The organism is Pseudarthrobacter sp. DSP2-3-2b1 (assembly GCF_049895945.1).
GTDB lineage: Bacteria > Actinomycetota > Actinomycetes > Actinomycetales > Micrococcaceae > Arthrobacter.
In genome coordinates, this window is record NZ_JAFCTI010000002.1 from 302,203 (window position 1) to 321,103 (window position 18,901).

The following is an 18,901-nucleotide window of genomic DNA, read 5'->3' on the forward strand; positions in this document are numbered from 1 at the left end:
GTCAGTACCTCACCCGTGGGTCGATCAGCGCGGCAACAATGTCCACGATGAAGTTGGTTACCGCGACGATGATGGCCAGCAGGACCACAATGCCCTGGACCGCTACGAAGTCGCGGGCGGTCAGGTAGTTGGCCAGCTGGAAGCCCAGGCCTTTCCATTCGAATGTTTTTTCCGTGAGCACCGCACCGCCGAGCATCACTGCGATCTGCAGGCCCATCACCGTGATGATGGGAATCAGCGCCGGCTTGTAGGCGTGCTTGGTGACCAGGCGGAACTCGCTGACGCCGCGTGAACGGCCGGCCTCCACGTAATCTTTGCCCAGTGTTCCGATCACGTTGGTGCGGACCAGCCGGAGGAAGATTCCGGCGGTGAGCAGACCAAGCGCGACGGCGGGAAGCACGGCATGTGCCATCACGTCGCCCAGCGCCGCCATGTTTCCGCTGCGCAGCGCATCGAGCCAGTAGATTCCGGTGGGGGCCTCGAGGGAGGTCAGTGCCAGTTCGGAGGACGTTTTGGCGCGTCCCGCGACGGGGAACCAGCCGAGCCAGACGGAAAAGGTCAGCTTCAGCAGCATGCCGGCGAAGAAGACCGGGGTTGCGTAGCAGAGAATCGCGAAGACCCGCAGGACCGCGTCAGTTGCATGGTCGCGTCGCTGGGCTGCAATCATTCCGAACGGGATGCCCACGAGGAGGGCAAGGATCAGGGCGTTGACGGACAGTTCGAGGGTGGCTGCACCGTACGTGGTGAGCATCTCCGAGACTGCGCGGTTGTCCGAAAGGGTTCTGCCGAAGTTTCCGGTGGCCAGCTGCCCCAGGTATTCGAAGTACTGCACCAGGATAGGGCGGTCATAGCCGGCGTTGTGGATCCGTTCCTGCAGCTGCTCCATGGGCAGCCTGCCACCCATGGCCGTTGTGATGGGATCGCCGGTGATCCGCATCAGGAAGAACACCATGGTGACGAGGATGAAGATGGTCGGGAAGATCAGCAGGAACCGGATCAGGATGTACTGTCCGAGCCCCCCGCCTGAAGATTTCTTGCTGGACGGCAGGATTCCGTCTGCGTCGCTGGGCGGCGCGTCAATCAATGTAGTCATTGGTACCTAAGTTTGTGGTGGCCGGAGCCAGCAGCTTCCCCTCGCGCTGGCCTGTGACCAGCAGCGAGGCGGGACGCCGGTAGACGTCCCGCCTCGCTGCCGTGATCAGAACCGGATGGGCCGGGGACCTACTTGGACATCACACCAAGGCGGGTCTTAAAGGAAGCATCCAGGGTCTTTTCAACACCCTTGACGTCAGTGCCCGCAACCATGACCTGGGCTCCCTGAAGCAGCGGGATGGTGGAGAGGTCCTTGGCAATTGCTTCCTGGGCTTCACCGATCAGCTTGCTGCGCTCTGCCTTGTCCGTGGTGACCAGCTGCTTGTTGACGACTTCGGTGACGGCCGGGTTCTCGTAGTGGTTGCCCAGGAAGTTCCCCGGGATGAAGAACGGCGTCAGGTAGTTGTCGGCGTCGGAGTAGTCCGGGAACCAGCCGAGCTGGTAAACCGGGTAGGCGTCCGCACGGCGTTCCTTGGTGTAGGTGGTCCATTCAGTGGACTTGAGGTCCACGGTGAACAGGCCCGACTTTTCGAGCTGCTGCTTCACCAGCGCGTATTCGTCGGCCGCGGAGGTGCCGTACCGGTCGGTGTACTGCAGCTTCAGATCGACGGTGGAGGTGACGCCTGCATCCGCGAGCACCTTCTTTGCCTTGTCCAGGCTGGGCTTGCCGCTGCCGTCACCGTAGAGGCTCTTCAGCGGCTCGGAGGCCCCTTCGAAGCCCTGCGGGACGTAGGAGTACACGGGGGTGTAGGTGTTCTTGAAGACCTGGGATGCGATGACGTCCCGGTCCACCAAGTGGGCAACGGCCTGGCGCACTGCCAGGGCCTTCGCCGGATCAGCCTCCGGGGTCTTGGCACCGAACGGCATGGTGTCGAAGTTGAAGACCATGTAGCGGAGTTCCCCGCCGGGGCCCTTGTGGACCTTGACCTTGGAGTCCTTCTCGAGGTCCGCGACGTCGGTGGCCGTCAGGATGCGGCCGGCGACGTCGATGTTGCCCTGCTGTACGTCCAGCTTGAGGTTGTTCGGATCGGCGTAGTGCTTGAGGTTGGCACCCTCGTTGGAGGCTGCGCCCAGCAGGCCCTTGTAGTCAGCGTTCGGCTTGAAGCTGACAAGCTCGTTCTTCTTGTAGCTCTCAATGACGTACTGGCCGGCGAAGGGCTTGGCCGCGATGATGGCGTCGTCGTCCATGATTTTGTCGGCCGGGAACACCTGCTCGTCCACGATCGGCCCGGGGTTTGAGGCGAGGACGCCCGGGAACACCTGGTCGTTTGCGGCTTTGAGGGTGAAGACCACGGTGGTGGGATCCTTGGCCTCCACCGTGCTCATGTTGGACAACAAGGAAGCAGGTCCGTTGGGATCGTTGATCGCCGCCACGCGCTTGAACGAGAAAACAACGTCCGAAGAGTCAAGGGCGTTGCCATTGGCGAACTTCAGACCTGACTTCAGCTTCACGGTGTATTCGGTGGGGCTGGTAAACGATGCGGACTCTGCGATATCCGGGCTGGCGTCTGCGGTGCCGGGCTTGTAGTTCATGAGGAACGGGTAGATCTGGTTCATCACCATAAAGGACCCGCCGTCATAGGAACCGGCGGGATCGAGCGTGACCACTTTGTCAGTCGTTCCAAAGGTGATGGTGCCGCCACCGGCACTCTCGGTGGAAGTGCCGCCGCCTCCGCCGGAGGGGCCCGTGCAGGCTGTCAGTGCGAAGGCGGAAACGCCTGCGAGCGCGATTGCGCTCCGCAAGGCTTTAGTGCTCTTGGTCATCTGTGAACTTTCTGTTCGATGAGTACGCGCTCGCCGCCCGCTGATGGGGTGTATTCGCATGAGCGGGCAGCGCGCTGTCCTGATGCCTAGATTCAACCAGACAGCAGGCTCGCCAAAGAGCTATTTAGTGAGTTGAGACACAAAATTTACCTGAATGGTGTTGTGCCGGTCCTAGAGTTCGGCGCGCTGGAGGGACCGCGCGACGTCGATGGTGGCCTGGCCAAGCACGCGGCTGCCCTGGTATAGGACAACGGTCTGGCCTGGGGCAACACCGCGGAGGGGCTCGGTCAGGGTCACCAGCAGTTGTTCCGGTTCAGCACCGGCCACCATGCGGGCGGTTGCCGGCACGGGATCGCCGTGGGCACGGACCTGGGCGTAGCAGTCAAACTCTGCCCCCGTGGCGATCTCGGCGATGGGCAGGCCTGCCCAGGAGACCTTGATGCCGCGGATCTCGTCGATGGCAAGCAGGGACTGGGGGCCCACCACCACTTTGTTTTCCTTCGGCCGGATCTCCAGGACGAAACGGGGCTTGCCGTCTGCCGCAGGGGTACCCAGCTTCAGGCCGCGGCGCTGGCCCACCGTGAACGCGTTGGCCCCGGGGTGCTCGCCCACTTTGGTACCTGTTTCGTCCACGATGTCGCCGGTGGTCATGTCAATCTTTTCGGCCAGCCAGCCGGCGGTGTCGCCGTCGGGGATAAAGCAGATGTCGTGGCTGTCAGGCTTGTTCGCCACCGACAGCCCGCGGCGCTCGGCCTCGGCCCGCACCTCGGCCTTGGAAGGCGTATCAGCAAGCGGGAACATTGAGTGCTTGAGCTGCTCATGCGTCAGCACGCCGAGGACGTAGCTCTGGTCCTTGGCCCAGTCAGCGGCGCGGTGGAGCTCGGGGTTACCCTCGGCGTCAGTGATGACCTTGGCGTAGTGGCCCGTACAGACGGCGTCGAAGCCCAGGGCAATTGCCTTTTCCAGCAGCGCAGCGAACTTGATCCGCTCATTGCAGCGCATGCAGGGGTTGGGGGTGCGTCCGGCCGCATATTCGTCAATGAAATCCTGGACGACGTCTTCCTTGAAGCGCTCGGAGAAATCCCAGACGTAATAGGGAATGCCAAGGACGTCGCAGGCACGCCATGCGTCACGCGAGTCTTCGATGGTGCAGCAGCCACGGCTGCCCGTCCGCAGTGTCCCCGGCATCCGGGACAGCGCAAGGTGAACGCCGACGACGTCGTGCCCGGCTTCAACGGCACGTGCTGCGGCTACGGCGGAGTCAACTCCGCCGCTCATGGCTGCTAGAACTCGCATGCTGGCTTTCTTTAGGGTTCGGGGGGTGCAGGCAACGGCCGGCGGCGCCGTTAGGCCGGAAGCCGCAGAGGTAACACAATGCCTGCCGCTCTATTCTATCGGCACGCCGAACCCTGCCCAAAAGACCTTGACTGCACTGGCAGCCGCTTCTAAAGTCAAAACTAACGGTTTTAGAATTCTGGCACCAGAGGCGGGAGTGGAAGGTCATGGTTGTTGAACACATCGTGATTGTTGGCGGCGGACTGGCCGGCGCCACCGCGGCGAAGACCCTCCGGGCCGAAGGCTTCACTGGCCCGGTGACCATCGTCGCCGCCGAAGCCCATGCCCCCTATCTGCGCCCGCCACTGTCTAAGGAGTATCTGCTGGGCAAAGCGGGAGAGGATGCCGTCCCGGTGGTGCCCAAAGGCTGGTATGCAGAGAACGAGGTCGGCCTCCGCCTCGGCGTGAGCGTCACCGGCATCCAGCCGGACGCCCGGACAGTCCAACTGGGCGACGGAACGTTGCTGGACTACGGATTCCTGCTCCTCGCCACAGGGGCGAAGCCCAGGACTCTGCGCCTGCCGGGCAGCGACCTGGCCGGGGTCACAACCTTCCGCACCCTGGATGACAGCCGCCGGTTGCGCGGCGCTCTGGCACCGGGCGGGAAAAACGTGGTCATGATCGGTTCGGGCTGGATCGGCATGGAGCTCGCAGCAGCGGCGGCCACCTATGGCAACAACGTCACGCTCCTCGGCCTGGAGGACATCCCCCTGGCCGGAGCCATCGGCCCTGATCTTGGCCGGTTTTTCCGCGGACTCCACGAAGCCAACGGTGTGGGCTTCCGGCTTCCCGCCTCGGCGCGGGAGCTGACCGGGGCCGACGGGACGGTCACCGGGGTGATCACCGATTCCGGCGAGCTGCTGCCGGCGGACATCGTGGTCATCGCCGTCGGAGTGGTTCCCGGGACGGAGTTGGCCCAAGCGGCCGGGCTGGCCCTGGACAACGGGATCCTCACGGACGCCTCACTCCGGACCAGCGTGCCCGGGATTTTTGCCGCCGGCGACGTCGCCAACGCCCTGCATCCGTTTACCGGCCAGCATCATCGCAGCGAGCACTGGTCCAACGCCCTCAATGGGGGAAAGGTGGCAGCGAAGGCAATGCTCGGCCTGGAAGCCACCCACAGCACCATCCCCTACTTCTATACCGATCAGTTCGACGTCAGCATGGAGTACTCAGGTTTTCCGGCCTTGGCAGCTGGCGCCGAACCGGTGATCAGGGGCTCGCTGGAGGCCAAGGAGTTTATTGCCTTCTGGCAGCACGGCTCGCGGGTGGTGGCCGGCATGAGCGTCAACTGGCCGCGGAAGCCCCAGCCAGCACAGAAGGTCATCAAAGCCCTCATTTCGGCGGGAGTTCCTGTACCGGCTGAACGGCTTGCCGACACGTCAGCCGGCCTCGATCAGCTCCTGCCCGAAGCGGCCTGACGCGCCACCGTTCCAGCGGTCTGGATCGATGATTCGTGCCCGGCCATCCCCGCCTGCCGCGCCCGGGCATAAGCACCGGGCAGGGCCGCCAGCAGGGCATCAACATCCGCCTCCGTGGTGGAGTGACCCAGCGTGAAGCGCTGCGCACCCCGTGCCGTTTCCTCGTCCAGCCCCATGGCAAGCAGCACATGGGACGGGCGGGGTACTCCCGCCGTGCACGCAGATCCGGTGGAGGACTCAACCCCCGCAAGGTCAAGCAGGAACAGCAGCGAATCGCCCTCGCAGCCAGGGAAGGTGAAGTGGGCATTTCCGGGGAGCCGCCCCTCCCCCGGCGCCCCTCGCAGCACCGCCTCGGGCACGCGGTCCAGGACGCCGTCGATCAGCTTGTCCCGCAGGGCCGCGATCCGGCGAGACTCTTGGGTCAGCCGTGCCGTCGCGGCTTCGGCGGCCGCCGCGAAGGCGGCAATGGACGCCGTGTCCAGCGTCCCGGAGCGAACATCACGTTCCTGGCCGCCACCGTGCTGGACGGGGGTCAGCTTGACCGCACGGCCCAGCAGCAAGGCACCCACGCCCACGGGGCCGCCGATCTTGTGTCCGGACACTGACATCGCATCAAGCCCTGAGGCCTTGAAACCGACCGGCAGCGAGCCGAACGCCTGCACAGCATCGGAGTGGACCGGAACCCCCGCCGCGTGCGCCAGCTCGACGATCCTCGGGATGGGCTGGACAGTGCCAACTTCATTGTTGGCCCACATGACTGTTACCAGTGCAATGGACTCCGGGTCACGCGAGAGTTCGGCGGCAAGGACCTCGAGGTCCACCACCCCCTCGCCGTCAACGGGAAGCCAGGTAACAGCCGCACCTTCGTGCCGCTCCAGCCACTCCACGGTGTCCAGCACTGCATGGTGCTCGACGGCGGAGCAGAGGATGCGCCGCCGGGCCGGGTTCTCGGCCACTCGTGACCAGTACAGGCCTTTCACTGCCAGGTTGTCGGACTCAGTGCCGCCGGACGTGAAGATGACCTCGGAGGGGTGGGCGCCTGCCGCCGCCGCGATGGTTTCCCTGGCATCCTCCACCGAACGCCGTGCGCGGCGGCCTGATCCGTGCAACGACGAAGGATTGCCGGTGCGGGCGAGCTCCCGGGTCAGGGCCGCCAACGCCTCGGGAGAAATGGGCGTGGTGGCTGCATGGTCGAGGTAAACGGGCACGCATCAATTCTAGCGGCGTTGGTGGTCAGGGATTCAGGGCGGCGTGATCCTGGCGCAGCACTGGCCAGGCACGGTGTTGGGCGCCACCCGTTCCTCTGATTCTCCGCACGCTGCGGCTGCGCCCTGCAAAAAGGAGCCGTTCATGGCGCAGACTACTTCAGGATGCCCGCCGGCGAGCCGATGGAAAGGACAGTTCCGCAGGATGAGCCCGCCCGAGCCGTCGGGCTCGGGCTGGTAGCCCTCCCCGGCAATGAACTCCGCCAGGCTGGCGGAACCTGCGGCCAGCTGGAGGCCCTTTTGGCGCGAGGTTTCCCGCAATGCATCACCCACCGGGAGGCCGGTACCCGTGGAATGTTCAATGGCCGCCGCGAGCAGTTCGCCGGCGAGATCGTAGTTCCGGTCCGGCACCGAGGCACTTACCTCGCTCGCGGCAGGCCGGTACATCTTGGCCGGCCGCCCGGAACCAGGCCCGGTTTTTCCTGATGCCTTCTGGAATTCCACAGCCAGCAGGCCGTCGTCCACCAGCTTGTCGAGGTGGAAGGAGGCCGTACTTCTCGGAACCCCCAACGCCAACGCGGCTTCATCGCGCCCAATGGCATTGTCAGAGGCTGCAATCAGCTCAAAGAGCTGCCGGCGCTTGCCATCCCCCAGCGAGGCGACGGCCGCCATGCGGCGGACCCAGGGAAGCCTGCGCATTCCGAACCCCTTCTTCTAAAAACAAAATGCATTGCTTAAACCTTGCCGGCTTTCTAAAATGACTATACCTACTTTTAGAAGGAGTCCACCATGGAAGCCACAGGAGTAACCACATCGAGCGGCCGGCTGATGGCCATGAATCCGGACCGGCAGGCGTTCCTCCTGCTCCGCACAGTGTTCACGGCCGCGCCCATCATCTTTGGGCTGGACAAGTTCACCAACATCCTGGCCGACTGGACCATGTACCTCGCCCCGGTTGCCACCTCGGTGGTGCCGGTCCCGGCGCAGACTTTTATGTATGCAGTGGGGGTGGTGGAGATCATCGCCGGGATCGCGGTGGCCGTCCGTCCCCGGTTCGGATCCCTGCTGGTGGCAGTCTGGCTGCTTGGAATCATTATCAACCTGCTGGTCCTGGGCGGCTTCTACGATGTAGCGCTCCGTGATTTCGGGCTGATGGTCGCCGCGCTTGCACTGAACCGGCTGTCCCCCGGGTCCGTCCGCCGGCAGCGCTAGTTTGTAGGCGGAACGAGTATCAGCCGTGCCGCGACATCAGCCTGGGCCGCCGTCAGGGTTCCGGCGTCGGGGCAGGCAACGGAGATATACACAGAGGACGCGGCTTTGCCGAAAACCCTGGCAAGAACGGCCGTGGAGCTGGCTCCGGGAAGCGCCGGCCTTTCCAGCAGGAGCACCTCGGCCGTAGGACCCGGTTTGTCGTGCTCACCGCCCCACCGCAACGTGGATGTCTTCAAATAGCTGGGGAGGATGCTCGGGTCCAGGTAGGCGAAGAGGCCCACGGTGGACTCTTTGTCATCAGTCAATGCCAGCGGCGACTGGTTTGTGCGGACCTTGGCTGCCACCAGGCAGCCATCGGCCTTAAGGTACTGGCTTTCGCCGGCAACATTCTCCTTGACTTGCTTCCAGCCGGGCGCGTCCTTGAGCCCGTCGGAAATTCCCACCGGCGCGCCTTGGGCAAGTGTGCCGCCCGCGGTGAAAGGCAGGTCCTTGGCAGCCACGGCCTCGGCGTCATGGCCCGGCGTGATGGTGGGAGTGGCCAGCGCGGTAACGGTCTGCTCAACCTTCGGCGCAGCCGGGTCCGGCACGCCCACGCTGCAGCCTGTCAACGCCACTGCCCCAAACAGCGAGCCCGCCAACAGTCCCGCCGCAGCCTGTGCCTTCACGTTTACCCCAATGCAATAGCCCGGACGGTCATACCCTGCCGTCATCCTTCAAGAGTTTATGCCAGCCGGGGAACCACCCCATCCTGCACAAACGTTATGTGGACAGGCGGCTAAACTGGGCCGACCGGACTGCCTGCCGTGGACTGGCCAGACCAACAGAAGGATGAGTGCTTGACCGAGAGCAGCAGCTCCTACTACGAGGTGCTGCGCGTCGCCGTGACAGCCTCCGAGAAGGAAATCAAGGTGGCTTACCGCCGGGCCGCGCGCACGGCCCATCCGGATCACGGCGGGGATGCCGCAGCCTTCCGGCGGGTGACGGCTGCCTACGAAACCCTGATAGATCCCCAGCGCAGGAAGGCCTACGACCGCTCCTACGCCGCGGGCAAGGGCGGAAACGGAGCGGCCGGGTCCGCCGCGGGTCCGGACTTTGACGCACCGGCCGCAGGGAGCCACGCGTCAGCTTCCGTTCACAGGCCCGGCACACCGCGCAATACCGCCGGAGACGCGCCCTTCTTTGTTCCGGCCTACGACGCAGCGGCGTTTGAGGCCGCCGGGACGGTCCCCCTCATCCCGCTGAGCCAAGCCAGCCAGCAGGTCCACGGCACTCCGCGCAAACGGGGCATTTTTGGCGCCGAAGCCCGCATCCAGCGTGAGATGCGGACGGTGCAGCTCATCACCCGGCAGGTCCTGCCCGCGATTCCTGCTGCCCGGCTGGTCAACGGCCTCCAATCCCCTGCCGACGACAACCACATCGACCACGCGCTGCTGTCCGGCTACCGGCTGGCCCTGATCAATTCGATGCTCCTGCCCAAGGGCGCCTATGCGTGGGACGGACAGACCCTGAACCACGGCGGCCGTTCCATCGCACCGCCCCAGCTCGCCCACATCGTCCGGGCCATGCAGGACATCTTTCCCGAACTGAACGTCACCGGCTGGACAGTCATCCACAGTCCGGACGGCAACCTTCACGAGCCCGTCATCGACCGGCACCGGCGCGCCGCAGGGTCAATCGAGACCGTCCACGTAGTGAATGCGGCAGGGCTGGTCCGCGGCCTCAAACACTTCCTCTCCTCCGGGCCCACCCCCAACGCGGTCAATGTCTCCGTCCTGGCAAGGCTGCTGCGCGGCATGCACTGACGCGTTGACTAGGATTGGACGGTGTTCCGTATCCTCTTCCACGCCCCCGAAATCCCTGGCAACACCGGCAACGCCATCAGGCTGGCCGCCATAACCGGCGCCGAGCTTCACCTGGTGGAGCCCCTCGGCTTTGACTTCTCTGACGCCAAGCTCCGCCGGGCCGGCCTCGATTACCATGACCTCGCCGTCGTCACCGTCCACAAGAGCATCGACGATGCCTGGCGCGAACTCCAGCCCGAGCGGGTCTATGCCTTCACCTCGGACGGCACCACAAGCTATGCAGACATTGCCTACCGGCCCGGTGACGTCCTGCTGTTCGGCCAGGAATCCGTGGGCCTGCCCGAGGACCTCAAGACGGACCCCCATGTCACCGCGACCGTCCGTCTTCCGATGCTGCCGTCCCTGCGTTCGCTGAACCTTGCCAACGCCGCATCCATCGCCGTCTATGAGGCGTGGCGCCAGCAGGGGTTTGCCGGCGCCCGCCTCTGAGCATCCCGGTCCGTCCGCGCCTCCCAGTCCGTCCGCCCGGCGGCCCATCCGGAGCGCCACCTGCACCGAATCACTCCTGACAGCAAAAGAGGGCGAGGGAGGGAACGGCGGGTGACACTGTTGCATGCAGGGCTTGACACTGCTCAGCCGGGCCGGCGGGCCGCCGCCGGGGGGCACGGCCGCGATGCCCCGGATTGTCCGCCGGGCGACCTATGCTTGATAGTGATGGAAACTCCCAACGCGCCGAACTCCGAGGCTCCGCCCACCGTCACCGACTCACCGGCGGAACTCAGCCAGCGTCTGGCAGGGCTGCTCGCCCGGATCGCCGGCGGTGACCAGGCCGCGTTTGCCCAGTTCTACCAACTGACCTCCCGCAGGGTCTTCGGAATGGCACGCCGCGTCCTCATCGATCCCGAACTCAGTGAAGACACCACGCAGGAAGTCTTCCTGCAGGTCTGGCAGAACGCCGGCAAGTTCAACCCTGACATGGGCAGCCCGTTGTCGTGGCTGATGACCATTTCGCACCGGCGGGCGGTGGACAAAGTCCGTTCCTCGCAGTCAGCCACGGACCGTGAAGCCAGGTACGGGGCCAGCAGCCAGGACGTCGATCATGACTCCGTCTCCGATGAAGTGGACACCAGGCTCGAAGCCGAGGCGGTGGTCCGTTGCCTGGACACACTGACGGATACCCAGCAGGAATCCGTGCGGCTGGCCTACTACGGCGGCCTGACGTACCGCGAGGTAGCCGAGAAGCTTAACGCCGCAGTTCCTACCATCAAGTCCCGCATCCGCGACGGGCTGATCCGCTTGAAGACATGTCTGGGGGTGAGTTGAGATGACAGAAATGAATAGTCCCGGAGGCCGCCGTCCCGGTTCGTTTGGTGATTCGATTGCTGCAGACCTGGATTCAGGCCGCGCCGTCGACCTCGCTGAGCTCTACGCCCTGGACGCGGTCACAGACGCTGAACGCGCCGCCATTGACCAGTACATCTCTTCCGCATCCGGTTCCGAGCGCCACGCTTTCCTTGAGCGCGTCCGGCAGGCCAGGGAGACTCTGGCCACGTCGTTCACGGCAGAGGCCGAACCGCCGGCGGATCTTTTCGCCCGCATCGTTTCGCAGCTGCCCTCGCTGGCGCAGCTGCCGGTTGAGGGTGCTGCGGTCCCTCCTGTTACGTCCGCACCCGCAGCAGGAACTTCGGCAGGGGGCACCGACGAACTCGCGGGGCTGAGGCAACGCAAGGAAGAACGACGCCGGCCCGGTGGGGCGCGCCGTTGGCTCGCCGGGGTCGCTGCCGCCGCCGTGATCGCGCTTGGCGGAGTGGGTGTGGGGGCTTACGTCGCGGATCAAAACGATCCGCTGAACCAGGTTGTCCGTGCCGGGGACGTCCGTGAAGCGTCCGTGCCGGTCGCCGCCGGCGGAACGGCCACGGTCCTGGTGTCGGCGTCGAAGGATTCACTCGTCGTCAAGATGAACGGCGTGCCTGCCCCACCGGCCGGCAAGGTCTATCAGATGTGGCTGATCCCGAAGGACGGCTCTGCGCCGGTCTCCCAGGGACTGATGGACGAGGAAGCGCTGTCCAAGCCTGCCCTTGTGAAGGGCATCGCCACCGCGTCCGCCCTGGGCATCACCGTTGAACCGACGGGCGGCTCAGCCGCGCCCACCACGCCTGTGGTGGCTGCAGCAACACTGGGAGCCTGACAGCGGCAGACGCCTGGCTCCCAGGCGTCTGCCGTCCTCCGGTCCCGTTAAAAGCCCGCGATGGTTGCCGGGCCGTTAACGGCCACGACGTGGAACGCCTCGGCGCTGCGGCCCCCGGCCAAGCCCGCGCGCCGCGCGTTCACGCTCATCCCGTTCCGCACGGCGGCTTCCATGGCCTTGACGTCCGGGTGTTGGCTGACATGTACATGGATGGCGTCGAGCTTGGCGCGTACGTGGTCCGTCACGTCGACAAAGTGGTTTTCCCGCTCCTCCGGCCCGGCGTAAAGCCACAGCCACGGCAGTTTGTACGCAGTAAGGCCGGCCTCGGCCAGCTCCGGGTACGCGAACGGGTTCTCCGCCGCCGGGTAGACGGCACGCGTCACGGCCTCCCCCACTGCCAGGTGGTCCGGGTGGCTCTTCTGCAGCCGGCCCCAGTTCCGCTCCGGGTGCATGGCAAGCACGACGTCGGGACGGAGTTCCCGGATCAGCTTGACCACGCCCTTCATCACCTCGTGCGTCGGTTCAAGGTATCCGTCCCGCTCGTGCAGGTAATGGATGTCGGTGACGCCCACCATTTCGGCCGCCCGGCGCTGCTCGGCGGCCCTGAGCGTGATGATCTCCGCACGGTGGGCCGGGTCGAAGCCCCCGGCGTCGCCGTCGGTCATGATGCAATAGCTGACCTCTACGCCGGCAGCCGTCCAGGCGGCGATGGTGCCGGCCGCACCGAAATCGATATCGTCAGGGTGGGCCGCGAAACAGAGCACCCGCCCAACCCGGGCCGTGGCCGGGTTGAACGGGCTCTGTGCTGGACCAGCAGGAGTGGTCAAAGGATCAGCCTTTTCGTTTCTTGATTTCTTCCGTGGCCTGGGGCAGGACGTCGAAGAGGTCGCCGATGATGCCGAAATCGGCAATTTCGAAGACCGGGGACTCGGCGTCCTTGTTGATGGCCACAATGACCTTGGCCGTCTGCATGCCGGCTTTCTGCTGGATGGCGCCGGAAATTCCCGCTGAGATGTACAGCTGGGGTGAGACCGTCTTGCCGGTCTGCCCCACCTGGGCGTCGTGGCTGATCCAGCCGGCATCAGTGGCTGCCCGGGAGGCACCGACGGCCGCACCGAGGGCGTCCGCAAGCTGTTCGACGGGGCCAAAGTCGCCGTCGAGGCCGCGTCCGCCGGCCACCACGATCCGGGCGTCTGTGAGGTCCGGGCGGCCGCTGGCCACCTTCTGCTCCCGGGCTGTGATCCGGGCGGCGGTGGCCGCTGCATCCGCGGGAACCTCCACGGTGGTGGTCTCCGGGTTGCTCGGCACTGCGGCCGGTTCCGGCGTCACGTTGTTTGCCTTCACGGTCAGCACCGAGACCGGAGTCGTGACCTTGCAGGCGGTGGTGTAGGAGCCGGCCAGGACGGACTTGTGTGCTGTGCCGTCGGCGTCGACTGCCACGACGTCGGTGATGACGCCGGCGCTGAGGCGGATGCCAAGGCGGCCGGCAATCTCCTTGCCTTCCGGCGAGTTGTCCAGGAGGACGGTGCCAGCGCCCGCGGATGCTGCGGCGGCGGCGAGGTAGGCGGCCTTGGGTGCCACGAGGTAGTCATCCAGGTCCGCGGCCGAGGGCCGGAGGACCGTGCTGACACCATACTCGGCGAAGGCCGCCGAGACGCCGTCGCTGAGGTCCCCGTTCAGTGCAACAGCGGTCTCACCCAGGGACCGGCCCAGGGTCAGCAGTTCGAGGCTGCTCTTCTTCAGGGCCTGGCCCGGGTTATCAATGAATACGAGTACGTTTGCCATGTCTTTGATCCCTCTTAGAGCAGCTTCTGGGCGGCCAGGAAGTCCACCAGTTTGATGCCGGCGTCGCCTTCGTCGGTGATGATGGTGCCGGCGGTGCGGGGCGGGCGTTCTTCGGCTGAGGTCACGGTGGTCCACGAACCGGCGTGCCCCACCTGCGCGGGATCCACGCCGATGTCCGCCAGGGACAGGGTGGTGATGCTTTTGCGCTTGGCGGCAATGATGCCCTTGAAATTGGGGTACCGGGGCTCGTTGATCTGGTCAGTGACAGACACTACGGCCGGCAGGGAGGCTTCCACGGTCTCGGAGAAGGTGTCCGCGTCACGGCGCGCGGTGAGCCGGCCGCCGTCGACCGTCAGCGACGACGCGAAGGTGACCTGGGGCAGGCCCAGGCGTTCGGCGAGCTGGGCGGGAACCAGGGACGTTTCGCCGTCGGTGGACGCCATGCCGGTGAGGACGAGGTCCACTCCACCGAGGTGCCGGACGGCGGCTGCGAGCGCCAGCGACGTGGCCGCGGCGTCGGAGCCTGCCAGGGCGCCGTCCGTCAGGTGTACGCCTTCGGTGGCACCCATCTGAAGTGACTTCTTAACGGCGTTCACGGCGCCGGAGGGGCCCATGCTCAGGGCAATGACCTGATTGCCGGCCTTGGCTCCGCCACGGGCCTCAGCCAGCTGCAGCGCCGCTTCCAAAGCATATTCATCCAGTTCCGACAGGATGCTCTCATCCCGGTCGGTAGTGTAGCCCTCTCCGTTGAGGTGACGGTCGAACTGCGCATCCGGCACGTGCTTGACCAGGACGATGATCTTCAATGTCTCTTCCACTGTATTTACAGCAGCCTTCCATGCTTGTGGATAGCCAGCCGGGTGAGGTCGTGGCCGCGGAACGCCCGGGGTACGGGTAGATCTTAGCTAACCATATAGGCGCGCCCCGCTGCCGTCCCGTTAACGCCTGTGTCACCCCGGCTTGACCGTTCGGTTCAGGTGTTAACGGCCGACGGCGGCGGGCACCGGGTGTGGTGACCGCCGCCGTCGTCGGTGGTGCTTGGTGTTCGTTGCTCCGGTGCCTTACTGGTCCGGGGCTGTGCCCAGCGTGACGTCGAGCGTCTGCTCCTGGCCGTTGCGCAGGACGGTGAGCTTGACGGTGGCTCCCCCGGCCTGCTCGCGCACGGCGGCGGTCAGCTGGTTGGGTTCGCTGATGACCAGGTCGTTGAACTTGGTCACAACATCGCCCACTTTGATGCCTGCCTTTGCGGCGGCTGAGTTGGCCTCGACCGTGGCAACGTCCGCTCCCACGGAGAAGCCTGACGATGATGAACCGCTGGAGGTTTTGTCCTTGACACTGACCCCGAGCTGGCCATGGGATACCTTGCCGTTGTCGATGAGCTCCTGCGCCACGCGCTTGGCGTGGTTGATGGGGATGCTGAAGCCTACACCGATGTTGCCGCTGGAGGCGGAATCCGAACCTGCAGAGGCGATGGCGACGTTCACGCCAATGATTTCGCCGTTGCTGTTGACCAGCGCTCCGCCCGAGTTTCCGGGGTTAATCGCGGCGTCTGTCTGGATCACGTTGATGGAGATCGAACCCTGGCCTGTGGTGTTCTGGCTCTCGCCACCGTTGGGCGGGGCGAACTGGAACCCGCCGTCGTCCTCAGAGCTGTCGCCCTCGTCAGGTGCCGCAGCCGAGGCCACGCTGATGGTCCGGTTCAGGGTCGAGACGATGCCGTCGGTGACCGTTCCGGTCAGGCCAAGCGGTGAGCCAATGGCAATGGCCGTGTCTCCCACATTGAGCTTGCCGGAGTCCCCGAGGGTGGCTGCAGTGAGCCCGGATGCGTTGTCCACCTTGATCACTGCGAGGTCAGAAAGGGGGTCAGTGCCAACCAGAGTGGCCTTGAGCACCTGGCCTGTGCTGGTGCGCACCTCCAGCGCTGCGGAGGCGGTCTGGCCGTCCAGGGTGACCACGTGGGTGTTGGTGAGGATGTGGCCTTCTTCGTCGAGGACGATTCCGGATCCTGTGCCACCGGAACCGCCACTCGTGGCGCTGATGGTTACAACGGACGGAGATGCCTTAAGCGCGGCCGCAGTGATGGCGTTGACGGCGTCCTGGTTATTGACGATGACGGTGCCCGGCTGGCTGTTGCTGCTTGATGCTGCGGGCGACCCTGTGTCGAAGAGGTTGGCCGAACCGACTGTTGCGACCCCGCCACCCACCAGGCCGGCGGCAAGGATGCTGGCCACGAGGGTTCCTACACCGAACGAAGCCTTGCGGCGTGGCGTATTTGCCGGATTGGGGGCCGAGTTGAACTGACCCGTATACCCGGCCGGTGATGCCGGGTGCGCTCCATGCTGGTACTGCTGCTCGGGGGCCCGGTAAGCAGCGCCGTATGGCGAGGCTGTGTCCGGGCCAGGGGTGGGCTGGGCGTACTGTCCCTGGCCGGGCGCCTGCTGGCCGTAGAACGGTTCGCGGGGAGGATATTCCGGCCGGGGCGCGCCGGGAAGCTGCTGGGTGGGGTTATCGGATGACCCCGGGCGGTCCAGCCGCTCTGTCGGATTACCGTGACCGGCAGCGTCACTGCGGCCCTCCGCAGGGTTCTGCGCGCCAGCCGGGTTGTCATCCGGATGCCGGTTCTCAGGCGCTGCACCCGGGGTTGGGTTCTCAGTCATTGGACTTCCTTTCATCCTCGTCTGCCATTAACTATGGACCGTCTGGCTGGAACTGGGGCGAACGTTGGCTGGGAGGTTCCTGAGAGCCTGGCCAGCACCTTTCCTGCAGTCCCTGCGTGGTTTCGCTGGTGGCATATTCGGCCGTGTGGACTCGTCAGTTGGGGCACCATAGAATCAAATTGAATTGCCACAGCGACCTGCGGCTTTACATCACGCGTGGGGGCGCTGCTGCATTCTGAGACGACTGATTCGTCCCGAATCAGTGTCAAGCGTGCTGAAGGGTTGCACATGCGGTCAAAGTTCAAGCGTATTCTCGCCGTGATCGGCCTGACCGGGCTCCTGGCGGCTCCTGCCGCTGCGGCCTGGGCCGAACCTCCGGTAACTATTCCGTCCGGCACGAACATCGTGGATAACGCAAACGTCCTCGGCAGCCGTAAGGGCGAAGTCCAGGAAGCCATCCAGACACTCCTCAAGGACCACAAGTACAACCTCTATGTTGTCACTGTGGACTCCTTCACTAACCCCACTGTCCCTGCAGAGTGGGCCGCCGCGGTGGCGACGAACAAGGGCATGGGCAGGTCTGACGCCATCTTGGCCATAGCCGAAGACGACGGCAAGTTCAGTTTTGTGCTGAACTCCGCCAGCCCCATTAAGTCCAAGCAGGGAGCGATCAGCCAGAACGCAGTGACGGCCAACCTCGCCGGCGGAAAGCGCGACTTTGCGCAGGCCGCCATCGATACCGCCTCGGCCATCGGCGATGCCGCCGGCGGAGGCAGCGGCAATGTCCCCTCAGGTGACGGTGCTGGGGCGGCTGTCCTCGTCGGAACGGGTGTTGTCGCGGCCGGTGGCGCCGGAGCATACCTGTACTTCCGCAACAAACGGAAGAAAGCGGCGCTGGCATCCAGTGCCAGCTACGGCCCCCAGGGCGCCGAACTGGACCCGCTGGCTTCGCTCAGCATCGAGGAACTCCGGCGCAAGAGCGGTTCCCTGATCATCGAAGCCGACGACGCCATCAAGTCCAGCGAGCAGGAACTCGGTTTCGCAGAGGCGCAGTACGGCGACGCCGCGGTGGGGAACTTCACTAAAGCGCTGGCCGAGGCCAAGGCCCACATGTCCGAATCCTTCAAGCTCCAGCAGCAGCTTGACGACCACATTCCTGATACAGAGGAACAGCAGCGCAGTTGGCTCGGTGAGATCATCCGGCGGTCTGAGGCAGCGCTCGGTTCGCTCCAGGAGCAGAAGGCCGATTTCGATTCACTCCGCGAGCTTGAGAAGAACGCACCCCAAGCCCTGGCCGCTGTCAGTGCCGGCGCCCAGGAAGCCGACGCCAAGATCGCCAGCGCGGAACAGTCGCTGACATCCTTGCGCGCCAAGTACGCTGACAGCGCCCTGGTGCAGGTGGCGGATAACATCACCCAGGCCAAGGAACGCCTCGCTTTTGTACAGAACGCCACGGCTGCAGCCCAGGAAAAGCTCGCGGCAGGCGAAGGCAGCCTCGCTGCTGTGGCGGTGCGCGCTTCCGAAGAGAGCCTGCACCAGACCAACGTCCTGCTCGACGCCATCGCCAAGGTGTCCACAAGCCTGGACGAAGCCCGCGGAGGCCTGGAGGCGGCAGTCGTGGACACCTCACAGGACCTGGCCCAGGCAAAAGCCATGATCCAGTCCGGGGAACACCCCGAACTGGCAGGCCCGGTTGCCGGCGTCGAACAGGCTCTCGCCCAGGTCAAGGCAGAAATACAGGGCGGCAAGATCGATCCCATTGCCACCCTGCAGCGTGTGGAGTCTGCGCATCAGGCCCTGGACCAGTCCCTCACCGGCATCCGGGACAAGCAGGAGCAGGCCCGCCGTGCGCAGGCGTCGCTGCAGCAGACCATCATGTCCGCACAGGCCCAGATCAGCGCTACGTCGGACTACATCACCGCCCGCCGCGGCGGAGTCGGCACCGAAGCGCGTACCCGGCTGGCGGAATCCCAGCGAAACCTTGACTACGCACTTTCCATCTCACGGAACGATCCCGTCACGGCCCTCACCTACGCCCAACAGGCCCACGCCCTCGCGGCGCAGGCAGCGCAGTTGGCCCAGGCCGATGTCGATAACTTCGGTGGCTACGCCAACCAGGGCTTCGGCGGCGGCGGTATGTTCGGCGGACGCGGCGGAGGCGGTGGCGGCCTCGGCGGCGCCATCCTCGGCGGTATCCTCATCAACTCCATCCTCAACGGCGGCGGCGGCGCAGGCTGGGGCGGCGGCCACAGCGATGGCGGCGGCTGGGGCGGCGGCGACGGCGGTGGCTTCGGCGGAGGGGACTTCGGCGGGGGCGACTCAGGAAGTTTCTGACCCTCATAGGCTAGGCGCCGGTCAGGAACAACCCTTCCGGCGGATAGAAGCGGTACAACAACTGTTCACTGATTTCAGTGGCCACCACTGAGCAGGACGAAAGGTA

17 protein-coding genes are annotated in these 18,901 nt (G+C 65.2%); 7 read left to right on the plus strand and 10 right to left on the minus strand.

Annotated features, from left to right (window positions below):
• Position 1: 1 nt before the first annotated feature.
• The 3 genes from ACP7AX_RS03960 to mnmA all read right to left on the minus strand — a co-directional run bounded on the left by ACP7AX_RS03960 (position 2) and on the right by mnmA (position 4,152).
• Positions 2 to 1,093, minus strand: a complete 1,092-nt coding sequence (locus ACP7AX_RS03960; RefSeq protein ID WP_426225468.1) for an ABC transporter permease — start codon at positions 1,091 to 1,093, stop codon at positions 2 to 4.
• A gap of 128 nt (positions 1,094 to 1,221) precedes the next feature.
• On the minus strand, positions 1,222 to 2,856 hold the full coding sequence (locus ACP7AX_RS03965) for an ABC transporter substrate-binding protein (protein WP_131682705.1): 1,635 nt from the start codon (positions 2,854 to 2,856) through the stop codon (positions 1,222 to 1,224).
• A 171-nt stretch (positions 2,857 to 3,027) separates the two neighbouring features.
• Positions 3,028 to 4,152, minus strand: a complete 1,125-nt coding sequence (gene mnmA, locus ACP7AX_RS03970) for a tRNA 2-thiouridine(34) synthase MnmA (RefSeq protein WP_426225469.1) — start codon at positions 4,150 to 4,152, stop codon at positions 3,028 to 3,030.
• Positions 4,153 to 4,358: 206 nt separating this feature from the next.
• On the opposite strand from mnmA, the gene ACP7AX_RS03975 reads away from it, so the two are divergent.
• Complete coding sequence (locus ACP7AX_RS03975; RefSeq protein ID WP_426225470.1) at positions 4,359 to 5,612, plus strand: NAD(P)/FAD-dependent oxidoreductase; 1,254 nt, start codon at positions 4,359 to 4,361, stop codon at positions 5,610 to 5,612.
• Here the strand turns inward: ACP7AX_RS03975 and ACP7AX_RS03980 are convergent.
• Together ACP7AX_RS03980 and ACP7AX_RS03985 are read right to left on the minus strand one after the other, a co-directional pair.
• The gene (locus ACP7AX_RS03980) at positions 5,588 to 6,820 is read right to left on the minus strand and encodes a cysteine desulfurase family protein (protein WP_426225471.1); all 1,233 of its coding nucleotides are present in this window, start codon (positions 6,818 to 6,820) and stop codon (positions 5,588 to 5,590) included. The genes ACP7AX_RS03975 and ACP7AX_RS03980 overlap by 25 nt on opposite strands.
• Positions 6,821 to 6,853: 33 nt before the next feature.
• Positions 6,854 to 7,516 carry a helix-turn-helix transcriptional regulator gene (locus ACP7AX_RS03985; protein ID WP_426225472.1) on the minus strand — a complete coding sequence of 221 codons (663 nt, stop codon included), beginning with the start codon at positions 7,514 to 7,516 and terminating at the stop codon, positions 6,854 to 6,856.
• 90 nt (positions 7,517 to 7,606) lie between these two features.
• Here ACP7AX_RS03985 and ACP7AX_RS03990 point away from each other — a divergent pair, with 90 nt between their 5' ends.
• Entirely contained in the window at positions 7,607 to 8,029 is a 423-nt protein-coding gene (locus ACP7AX_RS03990; RefSeq protein WP_426225473.1) for a hypothetical protein, read from the plus strand.
• On the opposite strand, the gene ACP7AX_RS03995 is transcribed toward ACP7AX_RS03990, so the two are convergent.
• The gene (locus ACP7AX_RS03995) at positions 8,026 to 8,694 is read right to left on the minus strand and encodes a hypothetical protein (protein ID WP_426225474.1); all 669 of its coding nucleotides are present in this window, start codon (positions 8,692 to 8,694) and stop codon (positions 8,026 to 8,028) included. The genes ACP7AX_RS03990 and ACP7AX_RS03995 overlap by 4 nt on opposite strands.
• A gap of 171 nt (positions 8,695 to 8,865) precedes the next feature.
• Here ACP7AX_RS03995 and ACP7AX_RS04000 point away from each other — a divergent pair, with 171 nt between their 5' ends.
• The 4 genes from ACP7AX_RS04000 to ACP7AX_RS04015 all read left to right on the plus strand — a co-directional run bounded on the left by ACP7AX_RS04000 (position 8,866) and on the right by ACP7AX_RS04015 (position 12,019).
• A complete protein-coding gene (locus tag ACP7AX_RS04000; protein ID WP_426225475.1) occupies positions 8,866 to 9,831 on the plus strand; it encodes a J domain-containing protein in 966 nt (321 codons plus the stop codon).
• A 21-nt stretch (positions 9,832 to 9,852) separates the two neighbouring features.
• Positions 9,853 to 10,320, plus strand: coding sequence for a TrmH family RNA methyltransferase (locus ACP7AX_RS04005; RefSeq protein WP_131682711.1), 468 nt, complete (start codon positions 9,853 to 9,855; stop codon positions 10,318 to 10,320).
• Between the two features lie 225 nt (positions 10,321 to 10,545).
• Positions 10,546 to 11,154, plus strand: a complete 609-nt coding sequence (locus ACP7AX_RS04010; protein WP_426225476.1) for a sigma-70 family RNA polymerase sigma factor — start codon at positions 10,546 to 10,548, stop codon at positions 11,152 to 11,154.
• A gap of 1 nt (position 11,155) precedes the next feature.
• On the plus strand, positions 11,156 to 12,019 hold the full coding sequence (locus tag ACP7AX_RS04015) for an anti-sigma factor (RefSeq protein ID WP_426225477.1): 864 nt from the start codon (positions 11,156 to 11,158) through the stop codon (positions 12,017 to 12,019).
• Positions 12,020 to 12,066: 47 nt separating this feature from the next.
• On the opposite strand, the gene ACP7AX_RS04020 is transcribed toward ACP7AX_RS04015, so the two are convergent.
• From ACP7AX_RS04020 to ACP7AX_RS04035, 4 genes are all read right to left on the minus strand, one after another.
• Positions 12,067 to 12,846, minus strand: a complete 780-nt coding sequence (locus ACP7AX_RS04020; RefSeq protein ID WP_426225478.1) for a PIG-L deacetylase family protein — start codon at positions 12,844 to 12,846, stop codon at positions 12,067 to 12,069.
• 4 nt (positions 12,847 to 12,850) lie between these two features.
• Positions 12,851 to 13,804, minus strand: coding sequence for an FAD-binding protein (locus ACP7AX_RS04025; RefSeq protein WP_131682715.1), 954 nt, complete (start codon positions 13,802 to 13,804; stop codon positions 12,851 to 12,853).
• Between the two features lie 14 nt (positions 13,805 to 13,818).
• A complete protein-coding gene (locus ACP7AX_RS04030) occupies positions 13,819 to 14,610 on the minus strand; it encodes an electron transfer flavoprotein subunit beta/FixA family protein (protein ID WP_131682995.1) in 792 nt (263 codons plus the stop codon).
• Positions 14,611 to 14,865: 255 nt separating this feature from the next.
• The gene (locus tag ACP7AX_RS04035) at positions 14,866 to 16,461 is read right to left on the minus strand and encodes a trypsin-like peptidase domain-containing protein (protein WP_426225479.1); all 1,596 of its coding nucleotides are present in this window, start codon (positions 16,459 to 16,461) and stop codon (positions 14,866 to 14,868) included.
• A gap of 288 nt (positions 16,462 to 16,749) precedes the next feature.
• Between ACP7AX_RS04035 and ACP7AX_RS04040 the strand changes: the two genes are divergently transcribed.
• Positions 16,750 to 18,795, plus strand: a complete 2,046-nt coding sequence (locus ACP7AX_RS04040) for a TPM domain-containing protein (protein WP_426225480.1) — start codon at positions 16,750 to 16,752, stop codon at positions 18,793 to 18,795.
• The last annotated feature ends 106 nt before the right edge of the window (positions 18,796 to 18,901 follow it).

Excerpts from the sequence above, each read along its gene's own strand:
- ACP7AX_RS03960 (WP_426225468.1), bottom strand. The coding sequence starts at position 1,093 with ATGACTACATTGATTGACGCGCCGCCCAGCGACGCAGACGGAATCCTG.
- ACP7AX_RS03965 (WP_131682705.1), bottom strand. The coding sequence starts at position 2,856 with ATGACCAAGAGCACTAAAGCCTTGCGGAGCGCAATCGCGCTCGCAGGC.
- mnmA (WP_426225469.1), bottom strand. The coding sequence starts at position 4,152 with ATGCGAGTTCTAGCAGCCATGAGCGGCGGAGTTGACTCCGCCGTAGCC.
- ACP7AX_RS03975 (WP_426225470.1), top strand. The coding sequence starts at position 4,359 with ATGGTTGTTGAACACATCGTGATTGTTGGCGGCGGACTGGCCGGCGCC.
- ACP7AX_RS03985 (WP_426225472.1), bottom strand. The coding sequence starts at position 7,516 with ATGCGCAGGCTTCCCTGGGTCCGCCGCATGGCGGCCGTCGCCTCGCTG.
- ACP7AX_RS03990 (WP_426225473.1), top strand. The coding sequence starts at position 7,607 with ATGGAAGCCACAGGAGTAACCACATCGAGCGGCCGGCTGATGGCCATG.
- ACP7AX_RS04010 (WP_426225476.1), top strand. The coding sequence starts at position 10,546 with ATGGAAACTCCCAACGCGCCGAACTCCGAGGCTCCGCCCACCGTCACC.
- ACP7AX_RS04015 (WP_426225477.1), top strand. The coding sequence starts at position 11,156 with ATGACAGAAATGAATAGTCCCGGAGGCCGCCGTCCCGGTTCGTTTGGT.
- ACP7AX_RS04025 (WP_131682715.1), bottom strand. The coding sequence starts at position 13,804 with ATGGCAAACGTACTCGTATTCATTGATAACCCGGGCCAGGCCCTGAAG.
- ACP7AX_RS04035 (WP_426225479.1), bottom strand. The coding sequence starts at position 16,461 with ATGACTGAGAACCCAACCCCGGGTGCAGCGCCTGAGAACCGGCATCCG.
- ACP7AX_RS04040 (WP_426225480.1), top strand. The coding sequence starts at position 16,750 with ATGCGGTCAAAGTTCAAGCGTATTCTCGCCGTGATCGGCCTGACCGGG.